The organism is Sulfitobacter sp. 1A15299 (assembly GCF_043556915.1).
GTDB lineage: Bacteria > Pseudomonadota > Alphaproteobacteria > Rhodobacterales > Rhodobacteraceae > Sulfitobacter.
Genome location: NZ_JBIFFJ010000001.1, coordinates 70,400 through 90,783 on the forward strand (window position 1 = coordinate 70,400; position 20,384 = coordinate 90,783).

Below are 20,384 nucleotides of genomic sequence, written 5' to 3' on the forward strand. Positions count from 1 at the left end.
CTATCCTTTCCTCTCGGCAATCGCCGCGGTGGCCATGGCATCGCCCGAAACGACGCGTTCGGCAACCAATACCGCCCCCGGCCCGGCGGCGGCCAATGCCGCAGCCTCGGACAGGGAGCCGGTGCCGAAACGGTCTTCGATCCGGGCCGATTGCGTGGGGGTTATCATGCGGGCCAAGTCTTCGGTGGTGATGCCCAGCCCCGGCACGCCCAACTCCTGCGCAAAGTCGCGAAACACGGTGGCGCGGGCCTTGGCGGCTTCGGTCACCAGCGCGTCGATCTTGAGGCCTTCGGGGTTGGCCCGCGCCAGCGCATCGCGCAGCGACGCGACGCTCGCCGCGCCCCGAAATCCGATCCCGGCCATCCTCATATTGTCACGCTCCATTGTACCACGGGCCGCAGCGGCTGCCAGCCGCGCATCCGGCCCAAGGGCGCCGCCTGTGCCAGTTCGATCCGCAGCAGGGTGCCGCCATGCGCCGCCTGCAACTGCGCCAAAAGCGCTTCGGTTTCCAGCGTCACACCGTTGGCGACCAGCCGCGTCCCCGCTGGTAGCGCAGGCAAGAGGGCGTCGTAAAGCGCCGCGTTGCCACCGCCGCCAACAAAGACCACATCCGGCAGAGGCTGCCCCGCCCAGACCTCTGGCGCGCGGCCATGAATTGTTTGCATACGCGCGTTCAGGCCATAGTCCGCGATGTTGCGGGCGATATTCTCGACCCGTGCGGCGTGCTGCTCAAAGGCAATGGCATGCCCCCCGGCGAGGCAGAACTCGACCGAGACCGAGCCGCTCCCCGCGCCGATGTCCCACAGCAAGTCGCCGGGCCGGGGGGCGAGGGCCGATAGCGTCAGCGCCCGCACCGGCGCCTTGGTGATTTGGCCGTCGCTGGCAAAATGGTCATCCGGCAGGCCGGGGGTGCGCGGCAGGCCGATGCCCTTGGGCAATTCCACCCCAACCGCCACCGGCGCTTGCACATCTGCCAGATCGAAGCCATCCGCACGCACCGCGCGGACCCGCGCATCGGGGCCGCCAAGCCGTTCGGCCACATGCATTTGCGCCGCACCTGCGCCTTGTTTGCAGAGAAACTCCGCCAGCGCCGCAGGGGCCTCCCCATCGCGCAGCAGGCAGATCATCCGCCCCTTAGGGCGCAGCGCCCCGCGCAGCTGCGCCAGCGGTGCGGCGTGTAGCCCGTGGCAGGTGACCGCCTCCAACCGCCAGCCAAGCGCATTGGCGACCAACGAAAAGGTCGAAGGCGCGGGCAGGCTGTGCCATTCGTCGGGCCGCAATGCGCCGATGATGCTGCCCCCCGCGCCGAACCAGAAGGGATCGCCCGACACCAGCATCGCCACGCGCTTGCCGCGCTCGGCCAGCACCGGCGCGACTGAGAAAGGCACCGGCCAAGCCCGACCCCGCGCACCTGCGCCTGCCCGCTCCAGATGCCGCGGCCCGCCAAAGATCACCTCGGCCTCTGCCAGCGCCGCGCGGCTTGCTGCGGGTAAGGTATCCGCGCTATCGTCGGGTATTCCGATGATGCTGAGCCAAGGATCACCCATCATGCGCGTCCTTCTTTTGGGTGGCACCACCGAAGCCAGCGCCTTGGCCCGCGCCTTGGCCAAAGCCGGGATCGACGCGGTGTTTTCCTATGCCGGGCGCACCGACAGCCCTGTGGCCCAGCCCCTGCCCACCCGCGTCGGCGGCTTCGGGGGCGTGGCGGGGCTGGTGGCCTATCTCGATGCCGAGGCGATCACCCATGTCGTCGACGCCACCCATCCTTTCGCCGCGGGGATGAGCCACAATGCTTTCGTCGCCTGCGCCCGGCAAGACCTGCCGCTGGTGCGGTTCGAGCGCCCCGCGTGGGAGCCGCAGGAAGGCGATGACTGGACCTTCGTGCCCGACCTCACCGCGCTTCCCGCCGCCCTGCCCGACAGCCCGGCGCGGGTGTTTCTGGCCATCGGCAAGCAGCAACTGGCGCTTTTCGCCACAAAGCCGCAGCACCGCTACCTCTTGCGCCTCGTTGACCCTCCGCAGGGTCCGCTGCCGCTGCCAAGGGCGACGGTCGTGCTGGCGCGCGGGCCTTTCGACGTGGCGGGGGATACCGCGCTGATGCAGACCCATGCGATCACCCATGTCGTCGCCAAGAACGCCGGCGGCGCGGGCGCACGGGCCAAGCTGGATGCCGCCCGCAGCCTTGGCCTGCCGGTGATCTTGGCTGAGCGGCCGAAACTGCCGGGCGAAGTGGCCGCCAATGATGTGACCGAGGTGATGCATTGGTTACATCATACCGCGCTGCGCGGCGTATAGACATAGCGCCCGACCCGCCGCGTCGCGGCATTGCCGACGATCACCACAGTGCGCATATCCGCCATCTCGGGCGTCGCCTCGCCCAAGGTGACGGTGTTGAACGCCTCTTCCGGCGTGGTCACGGCGCGGGCGAAGGTGATCAGCCGGTCCGGCCCGTATTCGGCGCGCAGGATGTCCAACGCCTCGGCGAATTGATGTGGGCGGGATTTGCTGCGGGGGTTGTAGAAGGCCATGGCGAAATCCGCCCGCGCGGCCATCCGCAAACGGTGCTCCACCATCGCCCAGGGCTTGAGGTTGTCGCTGAGGTTGATCGCGCAGAAATCATGGCCCAAGGGCGCCCCGAGTCGCGCCGCCGCCGCCAGCATCGCCGTGATGCCGGGCAGCACGCGGATGTCGACGCTTTCAAACGCCGGATCCCGCTCCACCGCTTCGAACACGGCCGAGGCCATGGCAAAGACGCCCGGATCACCCGAAGAGACCACCACCACGCGCGCGCCCGCCTGCGCCAGTTGCAGCGCATGGGTCGCGCGGTCCAACTCCACCCGGTTGTCGCTGGGGTGCAGGGTCAGCCCGTCGCGCGGGGCGACGCGGGCGACGTAAGGGATATAGCCGATCACGTCGGTGGCCTGCGCCAACGCCTCAGACACCTCGGGCGTGACCAACGCATCGTCACCGGGGCCAAGCCCCGCGATATGGAGAATACCGCTCATCCCTCCGCCTCCGGCCTGCGGCCTTGGCCATGGACCAAGACGATCGCGAAATAGGGGCAGTCGTCATCCGCCACGTCAGATAGCCGCGCCACCCGCTGGTCGGGCATGGTGCCGCGTTCGACAAGCCAAGCGTCCTCCAACTTGCCCGCCGCCGCCAGCGCGCGGCGCACGGTGGGCAGGTTGCGGCCCGTCTTCATCACCACCAACGCATCGGCGCGCCTCATGTGGTCGGTCAACTCGGCCTCTGGCAGTGTGCCCATCAAGACGGACACCACGTCGTCACCCCAAGTGAAGGGCGTATCCAGTGCGTTCCAACAGCCCACCATGCCGGGGATCGCAGGCAGCACCTCAACCTCGGCGCGACCCTGAAGCCGGGTGTGCAGATGCATGAAGGAGCCGTAGAAGAAGGGATCGCCCTCGCAGAGCACAACCACCTCGTGATCGCGCGCCAGTGCTTCTAGCCGGTCGGCCCATTCCTCGTAAAAGGCGACCATCTGGGCGCGATACTCGGGCGAATCAAAGCGCAACTCAGTGGTGACGGGATATTCCATCGCATATTCCACCACGTCGTCGCGCAGCATCCCCTCGACGATGCGGCGCGCTTGGCCCGCGCGACCTTTCTTGCGGAAATAGGCCAGATGCCGCGCGCCGCGAATGGCACGGTCGGATTTCACGCTCATCAAGTCCGGGTCGCCGGGGCCAAGGCCCGCGCAGATAACCTTGCCCATCGTCATTCCACCCTGCTGGCCAAGGCGTTCACCGCCGCCACGGTGATCGCCGAGCCGCCCAAACGTCCCTGCACGATCATCGAGGGCACCGGCAGATCCTGCATCAAAGCCTCTTTCGATTCCGCCGCGCCAATGAAGCCCACCGGGCAGCCGATGATCGCCGCCGGGCGCGGGCAATCGGGGTCTTCGAGCATGTTGAGCAGGTGAAACAGCGCCGTGGGCGCATTGCCGATGGCCACCACGGCACCTTGCAGATGGGGCCGCCACAGTTCCAACGCCGCAGCAGAGCGGGTGTTGCTCATCTTCGCGGCCAGTGCTGGCACCGAAGGGTCGCGCAGGGTGCAGATCACCTCATTCTCGCGCGGCAGGCGTTTGCGGGTGATGCCTTCGCTGACCATATAGGCGTCGCAGAGGATCGGCGCGCCGTCCTCCAGCGCCGCCCGCGCGGCCACGGCCATGCCTTCGGAAAAGCGGATGTGCTCCTCCAGCCCGACCATGCCCGCGGCGTGGATCATGCGCACGGCGACGATCTCTTCCTCCGGGGTGAATCGCGCCAGCGCAGCTTCGGCGCGGATGGTGGCAAAGGACTGGCGGTAAATCTCGGCACCGTCGGTGATATAGCTATGGGGCATCGGCGGACTTTCTAAGGTGAGAGGCGATGGCGGCGGGGGTCAGCCCGCGCAGATCAGGCGGGGCATCGGCGCGGCCCTCTTGGATGAGGTCATAGCGCGCTGGCGCGGTGGCGGACAGGGTGAGGTCGGTCGCGCGCGGCGCGGCACAGCCCTTGGCGCAGCCCGAGACATGCAGGCGTTGCCCCTTTGGCACCATGGCGGCAAGGTGGCGCGCCAGCCCGCGCGTCTCACCCCGGCCCTGTGCACAACCCGGCGCGCCAATACAGGCAACCACGCGCAACAGCGGGTCATCGGCGGCGGTGATGAGACCGGGCAGTTCGGGCAGGCGCGGGGCACCTTCGATCAGCACCCGTCGCCACGGGGTCAGGCGCAGCGGGCCAAGCGCGGCAAGTGCGGCCAGCGTCTCGGCCTCCATCTGCCCGAAAGCGCAGGCGACAAGCACCCCGGAGGGGTAGAGGCCGGGGGCGGGTGTGCCCTGCCCCGCCTGACGCGGGCAGTCAAAACCGGCGGGAAGCGGCGCCCCCGTGGCCGTGGCGCGCGCAGCGCGGGTCACCCCCTGCGCGCGCACCCATTCGGCCAGTGTGATGGCCTCGGCCACCGCAGACGCGCGGGTCACAGGCTTGCACCGCATTGCCCCTTCGACGCAGAGCAGCAGTTGCCCCTCTGCCGACCGCTCGAACCGGATGTCGGCGGGATCGGCCTGCAACACCGGCTGCGGCCCCGCATCGACCGCATAGCCGAATTTGGCGGAGACATCCGGCAGCGCATGGGCCTGCGCGGCGGCAGAGAGGGCTTGGCAAAGGAAATCCGTATCATCGCCCGCCTGCCAAAAGGGGCTGACCATGATGTTGCGCCGCCGCTCCGTCCGCTCATCCACGTCGATCAGTGCCAGCGCGCGCAGCGCGTCGATCAGCCCTTCGTGCCGCGCGGGATCGACACCGCGCAGTTGCAGATTGCCCCGGTTCGACAGGTCGAGCATACCGTTGCCATAGCGCGTGGCCAACCCTGCCACGCCGCGCGCTTGGGCCGGGGTCAAACGCCCCTGCGGCACCCGCAGACGCACCACCAACCCATCGCCCGACAGCATCGGGCGCAGCGCGCCGGGACACCAGCCCTTGATCGCCGGGGCCGCGCTCACGTCACCCCGTCCAATGTGGCCGAGATCGAGTTGCGGCGGGTCAACCAGAGGCCGGACTCGCGCAACGCCGCGAAACGGTCGCGCATGGCCTGCAAGGCGGCGGGGTTCTCGGCCTCCATAAAGGCAACGAGATCATCACGCCCCAATGTAGCATCGAAATAAAGGTCGAAGAGATGCGCAGGCACCTCGCGCGTCAGATGCGCAAAGGCAGCAAGGTTGTCGAGCGTCGCCGCCACCTCTGCCGCGCCGCGGAAACCGTGGCGCATCATGCCGCTGGCCCAATTGGGATTGGCCGCACGAGCGCGGACGACGCGGGCGATCTCTTCGGGCATTGAGCGCGCGCGGGGGCTGCCCGCACGGGTGTGGTCAAGGTGGTACATCGCCGGTTTCTGCGCGCCCAGATGCGCCATCGCGGCGGCAAAGCCGCCTTCGTGGCTGGCATAGTCCGAGGCGAGCAGGATATCGCTTTCGGCCAAGTCCTGCACATGAGCAAAGCCATCGGCGCGCTGCAACTGTGCCTCCAGCGCGGCACGGTCCTGATGCGCCTCGCCTTGGGCGTTAATCGCCCATTCCGACCCCGCCAGCCACGCCTCTCCCGCCGCGGCGCGACCGGCATCGGAATAGTCTTGCAAGGCCGCTTCCATATTCACGCCGTAAAGGCCCGGCTTGGGGCCAAAGACACGGGGGGTGCGGGTGAGGTAGGGGTTCATATCCGGCGCTTCTTCGCGCTCGGCCAGCGCCGCCGCCCCGGCTTCGAAGAGCTGTGCGAGACCGGGAAAGACATCGCGGAACAGGCCCGAGATGCGCAGGGTCACGTCGATGCGCGGGCGGTCCAGCAGGGTCAGCGGGATCACCTCGAAGCCCGACACCCGCTCACTGCCTTGATCCCATTTCGGCGCGAGTCCGGCGAGATGCATCGCCATGGCGACCTCTTCGCCCGCCGTGCGCATGGTGGCCGAGCCCCAAAGGTCGATCACCAGCCCGCGCGGCCAGTCGCCATTGTCTTGCAGATGCCGCCTGAGCAATTCCTCGGCCAGTTTCACCCCCTGCGCATGGGCGGCCCGGCTGGGCACCCCACGCGGATCGACGGCATAGAGGTTGCGCCCCGTCGGCAACACGTCGGACCGCCCGCGATAGGGTGAGCCGGAAGGCCCGGAGGTGACGCGCCGCCCCGCCAGCGCGGTCAGCAAACCGTCCCATTCGCCCGCCCCCGCGCCAAAGACGTGCAGACCATCGCCGTATTGGCTTTCCTTGATGTCGCAAACAAAGGCGTCGATCCGGGTCAGCGCCTCGGCCGAGGAACTGGCGGCGTCGAGACCAAGGTCATCTTCCACCCCCGCCGCCTGCGCCTCGGCCCGGATCGTATCGACCAGCCGGTCACGGCGCGCGGGGTCGAGCCCGTCGGCGGTGGAATATTCATCCAGCAGCCGCTCCAGCCGCAACAGCCCATCGGGTGTTTCACTGTCTTTCAGCGGGGGCGGCAGATGGCCCAGCGTCACCGCCCCGATGCGCCGCTTGGCCTGTGCCGCCTCCCCCGGATCGTTGACGATGAAGGGGTAGATCACCGGCAGATCGCCGGTCAGCGCCTCGGGCCAGCACTCATCCGACAGGGCCACCGCCTTGCCCGGCAGCCACTCCAGCGTGCCATGCGCGCCGATATGCACCAGCGCGTGATGCCCCTGCGCCCGGAGCCAGAGGTAGAAGGCCACATAGGAATGCCGCGGCGTGCGGGCGAGGTCATGATAGCTGTCTTCGCGGTCTTGCAGATCGCCCCGCTCGGGTTGCAGCGCGACCAGCGCGTTGCCGCAGGTTTGGGCCGCGAAGTGAAAAGCGCCATCCTGCACCAGCGGATCATCCGCCGCCGCGCCCCACGCGTCGCGAAGATCATCGCGCAGCGCCTGCGGCAGAGCGGCCAGCGCCGCCTCATAGTCGGCAAGGGGCCAAGTGATGCGCTGTTCGGTCAGGCTGCGGCCAAAGCCAATCTGCGGGGTCACGCCATAGCCCTCGCCCGCCAGCCGCATCAGCATGTCTTCGACGCTGGCCAGCGCATCGAGGCCGACCGCATGGGCCAGTTGATCGTCTCGGCCCGGATAGGTCGAGAGCACCAGCGCCAGCTTGCGCGTGGCCGCCGGGGTCTGCGCCAACCGATGCCAGCCCAGCACGCGGGCGACGACAGCCTCGATCCGCGCCTCTTCGGCGCGGTGGGCAAAGCGGGAATATTGCAGATCGGGGTCGCGCTTTCCGGGGCTCTTGAAGCTGACGACGCCGCCAAAGATGCGGCCATCGACCTCGGGCAGGACCACATGCATCGCCAAATCGGCAGGGGAAAGGCCGCGCTCGCTTTCGTCCCAGTCGCGCCGCCGGGCGGTGGAGAGGGCCACCTGAAACACCGGACAGCCCGCCGCGTCGAGCGGGGAGGTGCCGTCATCCCCGCGGCCCGAAAAGGCGGTGGCGTTGACGATGGCCACGGGTTTCATCGCCGCCAAGGCATCGTCCAGAAAGCCCCGCGCAGGATCGGATTTGAGCGAGGGCACGAAAAGCCCGATCGCGTTTAGCCCCGCCGCCCGCAACGCCCGGATCAGCGCATCGACCGGCGCGGTATCGGCAGCCAGAAGATAGCTGCGGTAAAAGGTAACCGCGACGGTCTCCCCCGCCGCGTCGGCGAGGGGGAGCACCCCTTGATCGGGGTCGTAATAGCCGCAATCCGGCACCGTTTTCGTGCCCATGACCGGCCCGGCGTAAAAGCCCGCCGCCAGCGCCATCTGCGCCAGCGCGGCCTGCGCCGCCACCGGCCCGCCCGCGTCACAGAGGTGCGCAAGACGGCGCAGCGTGGAAACCGGCAAAGTCGAATGCGCATCGAGCCCCGGATCCTCGCGCCCATCGGCGGGCAAGATGGCCAGCGCGATGTCATGGCGGCGGGCGAAGTCTTGGACCTGCATGATGCCGTAGGGCCAGTAATTCTCCCCCCCGATGAGGCGGATCAGAATGCCCTTCGCTCCGGTCAGCGTCTGTTCGATATAGTTGTCGACCGAGGCTGGGTGCCGCAGCGCCACAAGGTTGCACAGCCGCAGCGAGGGCAGCTTGCCCTCCTTGCCGCCGCCGCGATGCCAGCCTGCCGCGAAAGCGCCGAGGTCACTGTCGGAAAACGACAGCACCACCAGATCGGCGGGGGTTTGACCCGGATCATAGGGGGTGTCGGTATCCTCCAACCCGTGGCTTTCGCGAAAGACGACATGCATGGGCGGTCAGGCTCCCAAAGTCTCGCGGATTTTGGCAAGATCGATGTCGTCATGCTCGGCGATCACCACCAGATGCCCGGCGCGCGTGTCGCTGCCCCAAGGGCGGTCGAACTGCTGGCGCACCCGCGCGCCCACGGCCTGCACCAACAGGCGCATCGGCTTGCCCTCAACCGCGACATAGCCCTTCACGCGCAGGATGTTCTGCTCGCGCGCGAGCCGCTCGATCGAGGCCACAAGCGCATCTACATCCGACACTTCCGGCATCGGGATCACCACGGTTTCGAAATCGTCATGCTCGTGATCGTCGTGGCCGTCATGGTGCGAGGGGCGCGCGGCAAGGTCGTCTTCGGCGGCGGCGTTGAGGCCCAGCACGACCTTGGGGTCGATCACGCCTTCGGTCATCTCAAGGATCGGAATCTCACGCGGGCTTTCCGCTTCGATCACCTTGCGGGCCTTGGCGAGGCCATCGGGACCGGCCAGATCGGCTTTGGACATCAGCACGATATCGGCGCAGGAAATCTGATCTTCGAACACTTCGGAGAGCGGTGTTTCGTGGTCAAGGCTGTCGTCGGCCAGACGCTGCGCGTCCACGGCGGCGACATCGGCGGCGAAAGTGCCCGCCGCCACGGCTTCGGCATCGGCCAGCGCAATGACGCCGTCGACGGTGATCTTGGACCGGATCGCGGGCCAGTCGAAGGCTTTGAGCAGCGGTTTCGGCAGGGCCAGACCGGAAGTTTCGATCAGGATGTGATCGGGGCGGGTGGGCAGCGCCATCAGCGCTTCGATGGTGGGGATGAAATCATCGGCCACGGTGCAGCAAATGCAGCCATTCGCCAGCTCGACGATATTCTCCGCCGGGCAGTCGTCGATGGCGCAGGATTTCAGGATGTCCCCATCCACCCCCACGGTGCCGAACTCATTGACCAGAACGGCAAGGCGGCGCCCGCCTGCATTGGTCATCAGGTGGCGGATCAACGTGGTCTTGCCCGCGCCGAGAAAGCCGGTGATGACGGTAACGGGGATTTTGGCGAGATCGCTCATACGGTAGGCTCCTGCGGCAGGGTCAAAGGGGGGATACGCGCAATGCTTTGCTTGCGAAAGATGACCGGGCGTTCGCGCCATGGCACCAGCCCGTCTTGGGTGGCGGCATAGGCGGCGGCTCCGGCAAGGATGTCGGTGGCGTCTTCCTTGGTCAAGCGGCCATAGACATAGGACCATTTGCCCGGCGCAGACAGTGCCACGGCGGCCCCCTGCGAACAGGCGGAAAGACATTGCACCGGCACGATGGTCACGCCCTCGGGCGCGCCTGCGGCGTCGAGGGCGGCATGAAGCTGCGCGCCGGGGCGCGGGGCGTCTTCCTCCAGCACTTCACCGGCGCGGCAGGTCATGCAGACATGTAGGGTTGCGCTCATTGATCTTGTTCCATCGGGTTTGTGCGTGCCGGGTATGCGCTCCGGCCCGCCATGAAAAGGGGAGGCGGGGCGATTATTCAACCGTCAGCACCTCGCGGGCCGTAATTGGCGCACCGTTCACCGCCAAGGGGCGGTGATCATTGGCGTTAAGCGTGACCTCTACCGTGACCTCACCCTTGGGCAGATTGGCCAGATGCAACCATGGGCTGTAAAGCCGCCCGATCTTGGCGCCGTTGACATAGACATGGGCATGGCCCTCGCCCGGTTGATTTTCGCCGCTGGCGTTCTGGGGGGCAAAGGCGAAGCCTTCGGTCTCGACAAAAAGGTTGTGGCCCGACATCGGGTCGGGGGTTACGCGGATGGCAAGGCTGGGGGCCACTTCAGCGGCCAGTGTGATGGGCTGGCCATGCATGCGCGCGTGATCCGCGCCACCGTGATCCATGGCCGTATGCCCGCCGCCGCCATGGGCGGCAGGGTCGCCGTGATCATGGCCGTCGAAGGTCACCCCGTTGCTTGCGGCGATGGCAAAACCGATGCCACCGCCAAAGACCAATCCAATGGCGAATAGCGCCAGTGATCTGTCCATCTCGACCTCCCTCAGGCGCTCTGCGCGCCTTCACGTTGCCAAAAGAACCCGGCGAAACTGCCCAGCAGAACCCAGGCTGCAAGGCCGATGCCAAGCGCACGGGCAGCGAAAAGCGCGCCGATCTCGGTCGGCACCGGGCCGCTGAAGCTGTCGGGCTCGGGCGCGCCGATGACGTGCGGAGCCATCAGCAGAACCGCCGCCCCGATCCATGCGCCCCACCCCTTGCCAAAGGCCAGCAGCCAGAGCGCCACCAGCGCCGCCCCAGCGGTGGCGAACCACCAGATCTGCCGCGCGGTGATGTCTGCGGCGGCGACACCGGGTACTTCCGGCGCAAGGCTGAACCCCGGTGCGAGGTGAAAAGCGACGAAGCCCGCAACGCCCCAAAGGATGCCCCAGCGGCCATCGATCACCGCGCCGCGCTCTTCGCCAAAGCTCATCGCGGCCAAAAGGATCAGCGCATAGGCGGTATAGGTCAACATGGTGAAAATCAGGCTCAGCCCATCGCGGACGGCATCGAAACCGGGCAAATCGGGATGTGCACTCACGGGGTCGGCCCCGAAATGCACCAGCGCGCCGGTCTCATAAAGCTCGGCATGAAGCAGCACGGGCTGCACGAAATAAAGTTGCAGCAAACCGGTCAACAAGCCGGCAGAGGCCCCGGCGAACAGGGCGGAAGTCAGAAAACGTGAAAACATCGCAATGATCCTTGGATGCGAAATAACACCCGGCGCCGCGCCAATAGCGAGCCGAGCCATCAGCCAGCCTTAGGATGCGCCAAAACCCTGCCCACACGGTGAAAGGCAGACGCGGGCGAAACGGCAAGAGGCGGGCATGGAAAGAAAGCCAGAATCACCGACAGCCGGACTGCGGCATGGCAGCCCGGACCCCCTGTGATACCGAACGCGGCGCTTAGTGGCAGGGAAAGCCTGTCGCGTGGCGCACGTCATGGGCGGCATCATGCAGTGCTGCGGCCTGCACATGGCCGGTCAGCGCCATCAGAGCCACACCCAATACGGCGGCAAACAGCGCCGGTACGAGTTTGCTGCGCGTGGCACCGGCGGTCTTAATCATCGTCGTCATATTCAATCTCCTTACCGTCACACCCGACGGCATCTAGCGTTTCATTTGCCTGGCAGGTCTCCTGGCTCGCGGGTCGTGGCCTTTGCCCGCCTTCCCCGCCCGAATGGACAAGTGGCACGAGGGGCATTGGCTTACCGCTTACAGTCGCGGGGGCGGCTTCGGCTTCGGGGTCTGGCGACCCCTTACTGAATTCCCTTTTCGGTCCCACACCAACAGGCGCTTTTCGGGACACCAAGCGCCCTCAATTACGCATTTTCGACCCTTCCTGACAAGCCGCATTTATCGAACCTCGCGAAACCTTATGGCTCACACAGCATTTAGTGTATAAATCTAACCCAAACCCCAGTATGCGGGTTGACCCAAAAGCCACGCGCAAGGCACATTGACGGCTAGTTTCGATCGAAGGGCGGCAATTCATGAACGACAATTCGGTCTCGGCCGCTCGACAGACCCTGACCGATGACGTTCTAGGCAAGGTCGTGCGCTATGCCCGTCTGCCGCTGTGTATCACCGACCCGACCCTGCCGGACAACCCCATCGTCTATGTGAATGACGCTTTCACCGATCTGACCGGCTATGCGCTGGACGAGATCGTGGGCCAGAACTGCCGCTTCTTGCAAGGCCCTGAAACCACGCCCGAGAGCGTCGATGCGGTGCGCGAGATCCTACTGGCCCGCCGGGTCGATACGGTCGAGATCGTGAACTACCGCAAGGATGGCAGCCGTTTCCTGAACGCCCTGCAACTGGGGCCGATCAACGACGAAGACGGCAATCTGATCTATTTCTTCGGCTCGCAGCTCGACGTTTCCGAACGCCGCCGGGTCGAGCGGGAGCACCGGCAATTGGCCGATGACGAATTGCTGCACCGGCTGCGCAATATCGTCAACGTCATGACCGCCATGGTCCGCATGACCGCCCGCGAAGAGCCGAGCCCGGCGGCCTTTGCCGACAAGGTGATCGAGCGGCTGGCCGCCTTGGGCGCGGCGCATTTCGACACGATTGGCCGCAGCGACCAGCATGAAGTGGATTTCGAGACGCTGATGGGGCCGATCATGCGGGCCTATACCTCGGCCTCCGAGGATCAGATCAACCTCACCGGGGCAAACCCGCTGATCTCGCATCGCCTCGTCTCGCCCCTGACGCTGGCCTTACATGAGTTGGCAACGAATGCGGTGAAACACGGCTCGCTGAGTTCCAGCGCCGGGCGGGTATCGTTGGATATCACTATCCTGCAGGAGCCTGCGCGTCTGCGGTTTGTCTGGCGCGAAACCGGCGGGCCGGAGGTCATCAAATCTCCGCGCAACAGCGGCTCGCGGATCATCCAGTCCTTGACCCGCGCGGTCGGCGGCACCCTGCACTACGATTGGCAGCCCGAAGGGTTGATCGCCACGGCGGAGTTCCCCGTGGCCGCCCTTAGCAAAGACTGACCGTCAGACGATCACCTGCTGCGCGGCCTGCTCTCCGACCCCGAAAACACGCTTGTAACGCGCGATCTCATCCGCCGGACCCATCGCCTTGTTAGGGTTGTCCGAGAGTTTGACCGTGGGCCGCCCATTGGCACTCACCGCTTTGCAGACCAAACTAAAGGGCGCCAGCGCATCATTCGGCACCAGCCCGCGGAAGTCATTGGTCAGCAACGTCCCCCAACCGAAAGAGACCTTGGCCTTGCCCGCAAACTGCGCGTGCAGTTCCTTGATCTTGTCCACGTCCAGCCCATCGCTGAAGATCACCCGCTTGGTCGTCGGATCCTCGCCGCGCGCGCGCCACCAGTCGATGGCCGTCTGCGCCGCCGTGGCCGGATCGCCGCTGTCGACCCGGATGCCGGTCCAGCCCGCCAGCCAATCCGGCGCGTGATCCAGAAACCCCTTCGTGCCGTAGGTATCGGGCAGGATGATCCGCAGATTGCCCTCATGCTCATCATGCCAATCCGACAGCACGTCATAGGGCGCGCGGGCAAGGGCGGCGTCATCCTCGGCCAAAGCGGCATAGACCATGGGCAATTCATGGGCATTGGTGCCAATCGCCTCAAGCTCGCGCATCATGGCGATGCGACAGTTGGAGGTGCCGGTAAAGGCGTCGCCCAGCCCCTCATGCATCGCCTGCACGCACCAATCCTGCCAGAGGTAGGAATGCCGCCGCCGGGTGCCGAAATCCGCGATAGAAAGGTTGTCGACCTCGCGCAGCGCCTCGATCTTTTCCCAGACGCGGGTCATGGCGCGGGCGTAAAGCACCTGAAGCTCGAACTTTCCCATCGGGTCGAGCGCCGCGCGGCTGCGCAGCTCCATCAGCACCGCCAGCGCGGGGATCTCCCAAAGCATGACCTCATGCCACCTGCCCTCGAAGGTCAGCTCGTATTGATCGCCCTTCCGCTCCAGATGATAGGGCGGCAGGCGCATCCCCTCGAACCACTCCATGAAATCGGGGCGGAACATCTGGCGTTTTCCGTAGAAGGTATTGCCGCGCAGCCACGTGCTTTCCCCCCGGCTGAGGCTGAGCGAGCGGATGTGGTCGAGTTGCTCGCGCAACTCCCCCTCGTCGATCAGCTTGGCCAGCGGGTTATGGGTGGAGCGGTTGATCAGGCTGAAGGTGACCTGCGTGTCCGGCTTGTTGCGGAACACCGACTGGCACATCAAAAGCTTGTAGAAATCCGTGTCGATCAGTGACCGCACGATGGGGTCGATCTTCCACTTGTGGTTATAGACGCGGGTGGCGATGTCGACCATGGAGACGTTCCTTATTGGATGCCCCTTCATGCCAAGGGGGCGAACAGATGGGCAAGATAAAAGCGGCGGATCAGGCCAGCGTCACCCCCGCCGCGCGCATGCCTTCGCGGGCCTTGGCAAGCGATCCGTCCAGATCAATCGCGCGGCACAGGTCTTCGCGCACGTCGACCTTGAACCCCAGCTTGGCCGCGTCCACCGCCGAGAAGTTCACGCAGAAATCCAGCGCCAGCCCGACCATGGTCAGCCGCTCGATCCCGCGCGTGCGCAGGTAGCCTTCGAGCCCCGTGGGGGTGCGGTGGTCATTCTCGAAAAACGCCGAATAGCTGTCGATCTCGGGGTTATAGCCCTTGCGGATGATCAGATCGGCGCGGTCGGTTTGCAACTCGGGGTGGAACTGCGCGCCGATGCTGCCTTGGATGCAGTGATCGGGCCACAACACCTGCGGGCCGTAGGGCATGGTGATGACCTCGAAAGGCCCGTTGTTCTTATGCGATGAGGCGAAAGACGAATGCCCCGCCGGGTGCCAATCCTGCGTCAGGATCACCGCGTCGAAGTCGGGCATCAGCGCATTGATGCCGCGCAGAACCTCATCGCCCTGCGGCACTTCCAGCGCGCCGCCGGGACAGAAATCATTTTGAACGTCGATCACGATCAGGGCATGGGTCATGGGCATTCTCCTTAACCAAAGGGGTAGGGCTGCGGATGGGGTAGGTCAATGGCACGCGCCGGATTGAGCTTTGCCGCCGAAGCGCTTATTTGACGCTCATGTATACAATCGCCGCGCTATATCACTTCACCCGCTTCGACGATCCCGCCGCGCTCAAACCCGCGCTTTTGGCGCTTTGCGAGGCGCACTCGGTCATGGGCACGCTTCTGCTGGCCCCCGAAGGGGTGAACGGCACCATCGCGGGGCCGCGCGCCGGGATCGACGCGGTGATCGCCCATCTGCGCGCCCTGCCCGGCTGCGCGGAACTGGAGTGGAAAGAAGCCACCAGCGACAAGCCGCCCTTCGGCAAGATGAAGGTGCGCATCAAGCGCGAGATCGTGACGATGGGCCAGCCCGATGTCGACCCGCGCGCCAAGGTGGGCCATTATGTCGACCCGAAGGACTGGAATGCGCTGATCCGCTCCCCCGATGTGGCGGTGATCGACACGCGCAACAGCTACGAAGTGGCGATTGGCACCTTCGAAGGCGCAGTCGACCCCGAGACCGAGAGCTTCGGTGAATTCCCCGCGTGGTGGGAGGCGAACAAAGACCGCTTCCACAACAAGAAAATCGCCATGTTCTGCACCGGCGGCATCCGGTGCGAGAAATCGACCAACTATCTGATCGGTCAGGGGGTCGAGGATGTGTTCCACCTCAAAGGCGGCATCCTGAAATACCTCGAAGAGGTGCCCGAACAGGAAAGCACATGGGAAGGCGACTGTTTCGTCTTCGACAACCGCGTCAGCGTCGGCCATGGGCTGCGCGAGGGGCCGCATATGCTCTGCCACGGCTGCCGCCGCCCGATCCTGCCCGAGGACAGGCAGCACCCTGCTTACGAGGCCGGAGTGTCCTGTCATCAATGTGTGGATGAGACCTCGGCAGAGGATAAGGAACGGTTCCGCGAACGCCAGCGCCAGATGACGCTGGCAAAGGAACGCGCGGCGCGGGAAGAGGGCTGACCGCCGCCCTCAGCGATCCGACAGCGCGAAGCCCGCATAGGCAAAGGGCATGACCGCCCGGCGAAAGCGGCCCAATTCGAACCGCGCAAGCGGGGTGCGCATGGGGGCGGGATAGGGCCGCTCAGGCGATATGCCGCGAACCAAATCGGCCAAGAGCGCACCGGAATAGCTGCCCATCGCCACGCCATTGCCATGGTAGCACAGCCCCGCGAACATCCCCGGCTGATCCGGCACCGGCCCGACGAAGGGCATTCGGTTGCGTGCGATACAGACCATGCCGGACCAGCCATGCGGCGTTTCGACATGGCGCCACGCGGGGAACATCGTCTCGAAATCCGCCCGGGCCCGGGTCAGCGCGCGCCGCTCGGAACTGGGGTTGGACATCAGCCCGCCGCGCACGCCGAACAACATGCGATTGTCGGGCATCAGCCGAAAGTAATGCAGCAGACGGCGGCTGTCATAGCAGGCCTGTTGACTGGTCCAGCCTTGGGCGGAAAGCTCTGCCTCGGTCATCGGGCGGGTCACGATCACGCTGGATTGTGTCGGCATGTAACGCGCGGCCAACCATGGCGGCAGGTCTTCGGAGGAATAGCCGTTGGTGGCGATGATCACCCGCTCGGCCCGAATGCGGCCCCGAGGCGTCGTGACCTCGAACGCGCCCTCGCGCCCCGTCACCCCGCAGGCCGGGCTGTTGTGATAGATCGCGGCCCCCGCCTCTTCTGCGGCCTGCGCGAGGGCGGTCACATATTTGCGGGGGTTGAGGCCAAAGCCGATCGGCACGGTGATCGCGCCCTCGAACCCTGCGTTCAGCCCCTCGGCGGCCAGATCGGCCTTTTCGGTCAGCCGCGCCGTGACGCCGTAATTCTCCGCATAGTAAGCCAGCCTGCCGCGCATCTGTTCGAAATCACGCGGGCGATGGGCAAGCTGGGTTTCCCCTTGGGAATGCCGGTCGACATTGATGCCGCGGGTGGCGATGAAATCCTCCACCTGTCGGATCGCCGCCACCTCGGCCTGCCGCCAGCCAAGCCGCTCTGCCCGCCCGAATTGCCGGTCGAGCGTCGCGTCATCCAGCATCCCGCCGCCCAAGCAGCAAAAGCCCCCGTTGCGGCCTGATGCGCCGAAACCCACACGCTCGGCCTCCAGCACAGTGGCCCCGACCCCGGCCTGCGCCAGATGCAGCGCGGCGTTAAGGCCGGTGAAACCGCCGCCGATGATCACCACATCGGCCTGCGCGTCGCCTTGCAGTGCCGCACGCTCCGGCGCGCCTTGGGTCTGATCCCACCAACAGCCCGCACGCGGCGCTTCGGAATAGGCGAAATCTGCGTAGATGCGCTTCATGCGGCGGGCCGTTCCGCCGCGCGGGCCTCCTCCTGTGCACGCAGGCTTGAGCGTTTGCTGACCAGCGAGGCGGTGATGACCCCCACGGTCACGATGGCGATCATGATCGTCGACAGCGCGTTGATCTCGGGCGAGACGCCCAAACGCACGGCGCTGAAGATCTTGATCGGCAGCGTCGTGGCCGAGGGCCCGGCGGTGAAGGAGGCAATGACCAGATCGTCGAGGCTGAGCGTAAAGGCCAGCAGCCAGCCCGAGATCACCGCAGGCGCGATGATCGGCAGGGTCACGAGGCGGAAGGCTTCCCACGGGGAAGACCCGAGATCGAGCGCGGCCTCCTCTAGCGAGCGATCAAAAGTCACCAGCCGCGAGGAGACAACGACCGAGACATAGCACATCGCAAAGGTCGTATGCGCCAGCACGATGGTCAGCACGCCCCGGTCGAGACCGATGCCGATGAAAAGCAGCAGGAGCGACAGGCCGGTGATCACCTCGGGCATCACCAGCGGCGCGTAGATCATGCCGGAGAACAACGTCCGCCCCATGAACCGCCCGCCGCGCACCAGCACATAGGCCGCCATCGTGCCCAGCACCGTGGCGATGGAGGATGAGATCACCGCGACCTTCAGGGTGACCCAGGCGGCGCTCAGGAAGGCCTCGTTTTGCAACAACTCGCCATACCAGCGGGTCGAGAATCCGGCCCAGACCGTGACCAGTTTCGAGGCGTTGAAGCTGTAGATCACAAGGATGATCATCGGCAGGTAGAGAAAGGCGAACCCCAAGGTGAGCGAGGTCACGTTGAACCATGTCATCCGCTTCATTGTTCGGCCTCCGCCTGTTTCTGCTGGTTGCGCTGGAAGAGGATGATCGGGATGATCAGGATCAGCAGCAGGATCACCGCCACCGCACTCGCCACCGGCCAATCGCGGTTGTTGAAGAACTCTTCCCACAGAACTTTGCCGATCATCAGCGTGCCCGACCCGCCCAAGAGCGAGGGGATCACGAATTCACCCAAGGCGGGGATGAAGACAAGGAAACTGCCCGCCACGATGCCATTGCGCGACAGCGGGATCGTCACCAGCCAGAAGGCTTGCAAACGCGAGCAGCCAAGATCCTCCGCCGCCTCGTTCAGGGATTCATCCAGACGGTCCAGCGCGGCATAGATCGGCAGGATCATGAACGGCAGGTAGGTATAGACGATGCCGATGTAGACTGCCGTGTTGGTATTAAGGATCTGTAAAGGCTCTGCCGTTAGACCCAACCCCATCAAGAGTTGGTTCAGCAGCCCTTCGTTGCTGAGAATGCCCATCCACGCATAGACGCGGATCAGGAAGGAGGTCCAAAACGGCAAGATCACCAGCATCATCAAGGTGGCGCGCCACTCTTCGGGGGCGCGGGCCATGCCGTAGGCGATAGGATAGCCAACCAAGAGCGTCAGCGCGGTCGACACCACGGCGATGCGCAGCGAGCTAAGGTAGGCTTTCCAATAAAGATCGTCGGAGGCGAGGAAGGTGAAATTCTCGAAATCCAACTGGGCGATCAGGGCGCTGATGCCGTCCTTCATGGTCGGCGTATAGGGCGGGATCGCCAGCGCCGTATCGGAAAGGGAGATTTTGAAAACGATCAGGAAGGGCACCAAAAACAGCGCCAGCAACCAGAGGTACGGGACCGCGATCAGGGCGAAGCGACGCATGTTCATTGCGCCAACAAAACGCCTGCGGTGGCGCTCCATGAAATCCAGACCGGGTCTTCCCATGTGATGTCACGGCGCGCGATGCGGCGGGTGTTGGCCGTCTGCGCCTTGATCACCTGCCCGCCGGGCAGTTCGACGTGATAGGTGGAGAGGTTCCCAAGATAGGCGATGTCGAGCACTTTGCCCTGAAGCGCATTGGGCGCATCCTCGGGCCGCTCGGTCGAGATGCGGATCTTCTCGGGCCGGATCGCCAGATGGGCCTGCTGCCCCTCGCTGAACGGCGCGGCAGAGGTGGCGGTCAGCGGCGGCTGCCCCTCGATCCAGTTCAGGTGGTATTGTTCTTGGCCGATGGCCTTGGTGCTGGCTTCGATGATGTTCACGTCACCGATGAAGTCGGCCACATAGACGGAATTCGGCGCCTCATAGATCTCGGCCGGGGTGGCCACCTGAATCACGCGCCCCTCGTCCATCACCGCGACGCGGGAGGCGACGGTCATCGCCTCTTCTTGGTCGTGGGTCACGATGACAAAGGTGGTGCCGGTGGATTCTTGAATGTCCATCAACTCGAACTGAGTGTCTTGCCGCAGCTTCTTGTCGAGCGCGCCCAAGGGTTCATCGAGCAGCAGAAGCTTCGGCGCTTTGGCCAGTGACCGCGCCAGCGCGACGCGCTGCCGTTGACCGCCGGAAATCTGATGCGGTTTGCGGCGGGCGAATTTCTCAAGCCGGGTGAGCTTAAGCATCTCGGCCACGCGGGCGGCGATGGCATCCTTGTCCATCTTGTCGCGGCGCAGGCCGAAGGCGATGTTGTCCCAGATGCTGAGATGCGGGAAGAGCGCGTAGGATTGGAACATCATATTCACCGCGCGTTTGTTCGGCGGCACCGGGGCGATGTCTTGCCCGGCCAATTCGATGCGTCCGGTGGTCGGGCTTTCGAACCCCGCCAACATGCGCATCATCGTCGTCTTGCCACAGCCCGAAGGCCCAAGCAGAGCAAAGAATTCCTGTGCGTAGATGTCCAACGACAGATCGTCGATGGCGACGAATTCACCAAATTTCTTGGTCACATTCTCAAAGCGAATGAGCGGTTTTTCGTCGGGGTTGTTCCAAGGGGCGAAGACGGTTGGGCTCACGGTTGAGAGTTCCTCTGC

General features: G+C 65.4%; 21 protein-coding genes and 1 riboswitch. Of the genes, 3 read left to right on the forward strand and 18 right to left on the reverse strand.

Annotation, left to right across the window (positions count from 1 at the left end):
- On the reverse strand, positions 1–369 hold the full coding sequence (locus tag ACGYK7_RS00330; protein WP_394397949.1) for a cobalamin biosynthesis protein: 369 nt from the start codon (positions 367–369) through the stop codon (positions 1–3).
- Complete coding sequence (gene cbiT / locus ACGYK7_RS00335) at positions 366–1,547, reverse strand: precorrin-6Y C5,15-methyltransferase (decarboxylating) subunit CbiT (RefSeq protein WP_394397951.1); 1,182 nt, start codon at positions 1,545–1,547, stop codon at positions 366–368. Before cbiT ends, ACGYK7_RS00330 begins: the two co-directional genes overlap by 4 nt.
- On the opposite strand from cbiT, the gene ACGYK7_RS00340 reads away from it, so the two are divergent.
- Positions 1,546–2,295 (forward strand): cobalt-precorrin-6A reductase, encoded by a 750-nt coding sequence (locus ACGYK7_RS00340; RefSeq protein ID WP_394398901.1) that lies wholly within the window; start codon positions 1,546–1,548, stop codon positions 2,293–2,295. The genes cbiT and ACGYK7_RS00340 overlap by 2 nt on opposite strands.
- On the opposite strand, the gene cobJ is transcribed toward ACGYK7_RS00340, so the two are convergent.
- The 10 genes from cobJ to ACGYK7_RS00390 all read right to left on the reverse strand — a co-directional run bounded on the left by cobJ (position 2,271) and on the right by ACGYK7_RS00390 (position 11,820).
- The gene (cobJ, locus tag ACGYK7_RS00345) at positions 2,271–3,005 is read right to left on the reverse strand and encodes a precorrin-3B C(17)-methyltransferase (protein ID WP_394397952.1); all 735 of its coding nucleotides are present in this window, start codon (positions 3,003–3,005) and stop codon (positions 2,271–2,273) included. The genes ACGYK7_RS00340 and cobJ overlap by 25 nt on opposite strands.
- Positions 3,002–3,733 carry a precorrin-2 C(20)-methyltransferase gene (gene cobI, locus ACGYK7_RS00350; protein ID WP_394397954.1) on the reverse strand — a complete coding sequence of 244 codons (732 nt, stop codon included), beginning with the start codon at positions 3,731–3,733 and terminating at the stop codon, positions 3,002–3,004. Before cobI ends, cobJ begins: the two co-directional genes overlap by 4 nt.
- Positions 3,734–3,735: 2 nt before the next feature.
- Positions 3,736–4,365: a precorrin-8X methylmutase gene (locus ACGYK7_RS00355; RefSeq protein WP_067265689.1), complete on the reverse strand. Its 630-nt coding sequence runs from the start codon at positions 4,363–4,365 to the stop codon at positions 3,736–3,738.
- Positions 4,355–5,503 (reverse strand): precorrin-3B synthase, encoded by a 1,149-nt coding sequence (gene cobG / locus ACGYK7_RS00360; RefSeq protein ID WP_394397956.1) that lies wholly within the window; start codon positions 5,501–5,503, stop codon positions 4,355–4,357. Before cobG ends, ACGYK7_RS00355 begins: the two co-directional genes overlap by 11 nt.
- Positions 5,500–8,742 (reverse strand): cobaltochelatase subunit CobN, encoded by a 3,243-nt coding sequence (gene cobN / locus ACGYK7_RS00365; RefSeq protein ID WP_394397958.1) that lies wholly within the window; start codon positions 8,740–8,742, stop codon positions 5,500–5,502. The genes cobG and cobN overlap by 4 nt, the downstream gene beginning before the upstream one ends.
- Before the next feature lie 6 nt (positions 8,743–8,748).
- Positions 8,749–9,783, reverse strand: coding sequence for a cobalamin biosynthesis protein CobW (gene cobW / locus ACGYK7_RS00370; protein WP_394397960.1), 1,035 nt, complete (start codon positions 9,781–9,783; stop codon positions 8,749–8,751).
- Positions 9,780–10,154 carry a DUF1636 family protein gene (locus ACGYK7_RS00375; RefSeq protein ID WP_394397962.1) on the reverse strand — a complete coding sequence of 125 codons (375 nt, stop codon included), beginning with the start codon at positions 10,152–10,154 and terminating at the stop codon, positions 9,780–9,782. The genes cobW and ACGYK7_RS00375 overlap by 4 nt, the downstream gene beginning before the upstream one ends.
- A 73-nt stretch (positions 10,155–10,227) precedes the next feature.
- Positions 10,228–10,740 (reverse strand): hypothetical protein, encoded by a 513-nt coding sequence (locus ACGYK7_RS00380; RefSeq protein WP_394397964.1) that lies wholly within the window; start codon positions 10,738–10,740, stop codon positions 10,228–10,230.
- A gap of 11 nt (positions 10,741–10,751) precedes the next feature.
- Entirely contained in the window at positions 10,752–11,435 is a 684-nt protein-coding gene (locus ACGYK7_RS00385; RefSeq protein ID WP_394397965.1) for a CbtA family protein, read from the reverse strand.
- Positions 11,436–11,649: 214 nt separating this feature from the next.
- On the reverse strand, positions 11,650–11,820 hold the full coding sequence (locus ACGYK7_RS00390) for a CbtB-domain containing protein (protein ID WP_082849519.1): 171 nt from the start codon (positions 11,818–11,820) through the stop codon (positions 11,650–11,652).
- A 33-nt stretch (positions 11,821–11,853) separates the two neighbouring features.
- Positions 11,854–12,071, reverse strand: a riboswitch (cobalamin riboswitch).
- A 165-nt stretch (positions 12,072–12,236) separates the two neighbouring features.
- Between ACGYK7_RS00390 and ACGYK7_RS00395 the strand changes: the two genes are divergently transcribed.
- Positions 12,237–13,247: a PAS domain-containing protein gene (locus ACGYK7_RS00395; RefSeq protein ID WP_394397967.1), complete on the forward strand. Its 1,011-nt coding sequence runs from the start codon at positions 12,237–12,239 to the stop codon at positions 13,245–13,247.
- A gap of 3 nt (positions 13,248–13,250) precedes the next feature.
- Here ACGYK7_RS00395 and pncB read toward each other — a convergent pair whose 3' ends face one another.
- Both pncB and pncA read right to left on the reverse strand, forming a co-directional pair.
- Entirely contained in the window at positions 13,251–14,543 is a 1,293-nt protein-coding gene (pncB, locus tag ACGYK7_RS00400; RefSeq protein ID WP_394397969.1) for a nicotinate phosphoribosyltransferase, read from the reverse strand.
- 70 nt (positions 14,544–14,613) lie between these two features.
- Positions 14,614–15,210, reverse strand: a complete 597-nt coding sequence (gene pncA, locus ACGYK7_RS00405; RefSeq protein WP_394397971.1) for a bifunctional nicotinamidase/pyrazinamidase — start codon at positions 15,208–15,210, stop codon at positions 14,614–14,616.
- 98 nt (positions 15,211–15,308) lie between these two features.
- Between pncA and ACGYK7_RS00410 the strand changes: the two genes are divergently transcribed.
- The gene (locus ACGYK7_RS00410; protein WP_394397973.1) at positions 15,309–16,208 is read left to right on the forward strand and encodes a rhodanese-related sulfurtransferase; all 900 of its coding nucleotides are present in this window, start codon (positions 15,309–15,311) and stop codon (positions 16,206–16,208) included.
- 9 nt (positions 16,209–16,217) lie between these two features.
- Here the strand turns inward: ACGYK7_RS00410 and ACGYK7_RS00415 are convergent, their stop codons facing one another.
- From ACGYK7_RS00415 to ACGYK7_RS00430, 4 genes are read right to left on the reverse strand one after another with little or no spacing between them, the layout of a single operon-like run.
- Positions 16,218–17,546, reverse strand: coding sequence for an NAD(P)/FAD-dependent oxidoreductase (locus ACGYK7_RS00415; RefSeq protein WP_394397975.1), 1,329 nt, complete (start codon positions 17,544–17,546; stop codon positions 16,218–16,220).
- Positions 17,543–18,364: an ABC transporter permease gene (locus tag ACGYK7_RS00420; protein WP_394397977.1), complete on the reverse strand. Its 822-nt coding sequence runs from the start codon at positions 18,362–18,364 to the stop codon at positions 17,543–17,545. Before ACGYK7_RS00420 ends, ACGYK7_RS00415 begins: the two co-directional genes overlap by 4 nt.
- Positions 18,361–19,236, reverse strand: coding sequence for an ABC transporter permease subunit (locus ACGYK7_RS00425; protein ID WP_394398903.1), 876 nt, complete (start codon positions 19,234–19,236; stop codon positions 18,361–18,363). The genes ACGYK7_RS00420 and ACGYK7_RS00425 overlap by 4 nt, the downstream gene beginning before the upstream one ends.
- 2 nt (positions 19,237–19,238) lie before the next feature.
- The gene (locus tag ACGYK7_RS00430) at positions 19,239–20,366 is read right to left on the reverse strand and encodes an ABC transporter ATP-binding protein (RefSeq protein ID WP_394397979.1); all 1,128 of its coding nucleotides are present in this window, start codon (positions 20,364–20,366) and stop codon (positions 19,239–19,241) included.
- Between the last annotated feature and the right edge of the window lie 18 nt (positions 20,367–20,384).

Coding starts and splice junctions, on each gene's coding strand:
- ACGYK7_RS00380 (WP_394397964.1), bottom strand. CDS start 10,740: ATGGACAGATCACTGGCGCTATTCGCCATTGGATTGGTCTTTGGCGGT.
- ACGYK7_RS00385 (WP_394397965.1), bottom strand. CDS start 11,435: ATGTTTTCACGTTTTCTGACTTCCGCCCTGTTCGCCGGGGCCTCTGCC.
- cobJ (WP_394397952.1), bottom strand. CDS start 3,005: ATGAGCGGTATTCTCCATATCGCGGGGCTTGGCCCCGGTGACGATGCG.
- ACGYK7_RS00330 (WP_394397949.1), bottom strand. CDS start 369: ATGAGGATGGCCGGGATCGGATTTCGGGGCGCGGCGAGCGTCGCGTCG.
- pncB (WP_394397969.1), bottom strand. CDS start 14,543: ATGGTCGACATCGCCACCCGCGTCTATAACCACAAGTGGAAGATCGAC.
- ACGYK7_RS00355 (WP_067265689.1), bottom strand. CDS start 4,365: ATGCCCCATAGCTATATCACCGACGGTGCCGAGATTTACCGCCAGTCC.
- ACGYK7_RS00375 (WP_394397962.1), bottom strand. CDS start 10,154: ATGAGCGCAACCCTACATGTCTGCATGACCTGCCGCGCCGGTGAAGTG.
- pncA (WP_394397971.1), bottom strand. CDS start 15,210: ATGACCCATGCCCTGATCGTGATCGACGTTCAAAATGATTTCTGTCCC.
- ACGYK7_RS00425 (WP_394398903.1), bottom strand. CDS start 19,236: ATGCGTCGCTTCGCCCTGATCGCGGTCCCGTACCTCTGGTTGCTGGCG.
- cobI (WP_394397954.1), bottom strand. CDS start 3,733: ATGGGCAAGGTTATCTGCGCGGGCCTTGGCCCCGGCGACCCGGACTTG.
- cobW (WP_394397960.1), bottom strand. CDS start 9,783: ATGAGCGATCTCGCCAAAATCCCCGTTACCGTCATCACCGGCTTTCTC.
- cobN (WP_394397958.1), bottom strand. CDS start 8,742: ATGCATGTCGTCTTTCGCGAAAGCCACGGGTTGGAGGATACCGACACC.
- ACGYK7_RS00390 (WP_082849519.1), bottom strand. CDS start 11,820: ATGACGACGATGATTAAGACCGCCGGTGCCACGCGCAGCAAACTCGTA.
- cbiT (WP_394397951.1), bottom strand. CDS start 1,547: ATGGGTGATCCTTGGCTCAGCATCATCGGAATACCCGACGATAGCGCG.
- ACGYK7_RS00420 (WP_394397977.1), bottom strand. CDS start 18,364: ATGAAGCGGATGACATGGTTCAACGTGACCTCGCTCACCTTGGGGTTC.
- ACGYK7_RS00410 (WP_394397973.1), top strand. CDS start 15,309: ATGTATACAATCGCCGCGCTATATCACTTCACCCGCTTCGACGATCCC.
- ACGYK7_RS00395 (WP_394397967.1), top strand. CDS start 12,237: ATGAACGACAATTCGGTCTCGGCCGCTCGACAGACCCTGACCGATGAC.
- ACGYK7_RS00415 (WP_394397975.1), bottom strand. CDS start 17,546: ATGAAGCGCATCTACGCAGATTTCGCCTATTCCGAAGCGCCGCGTGCG.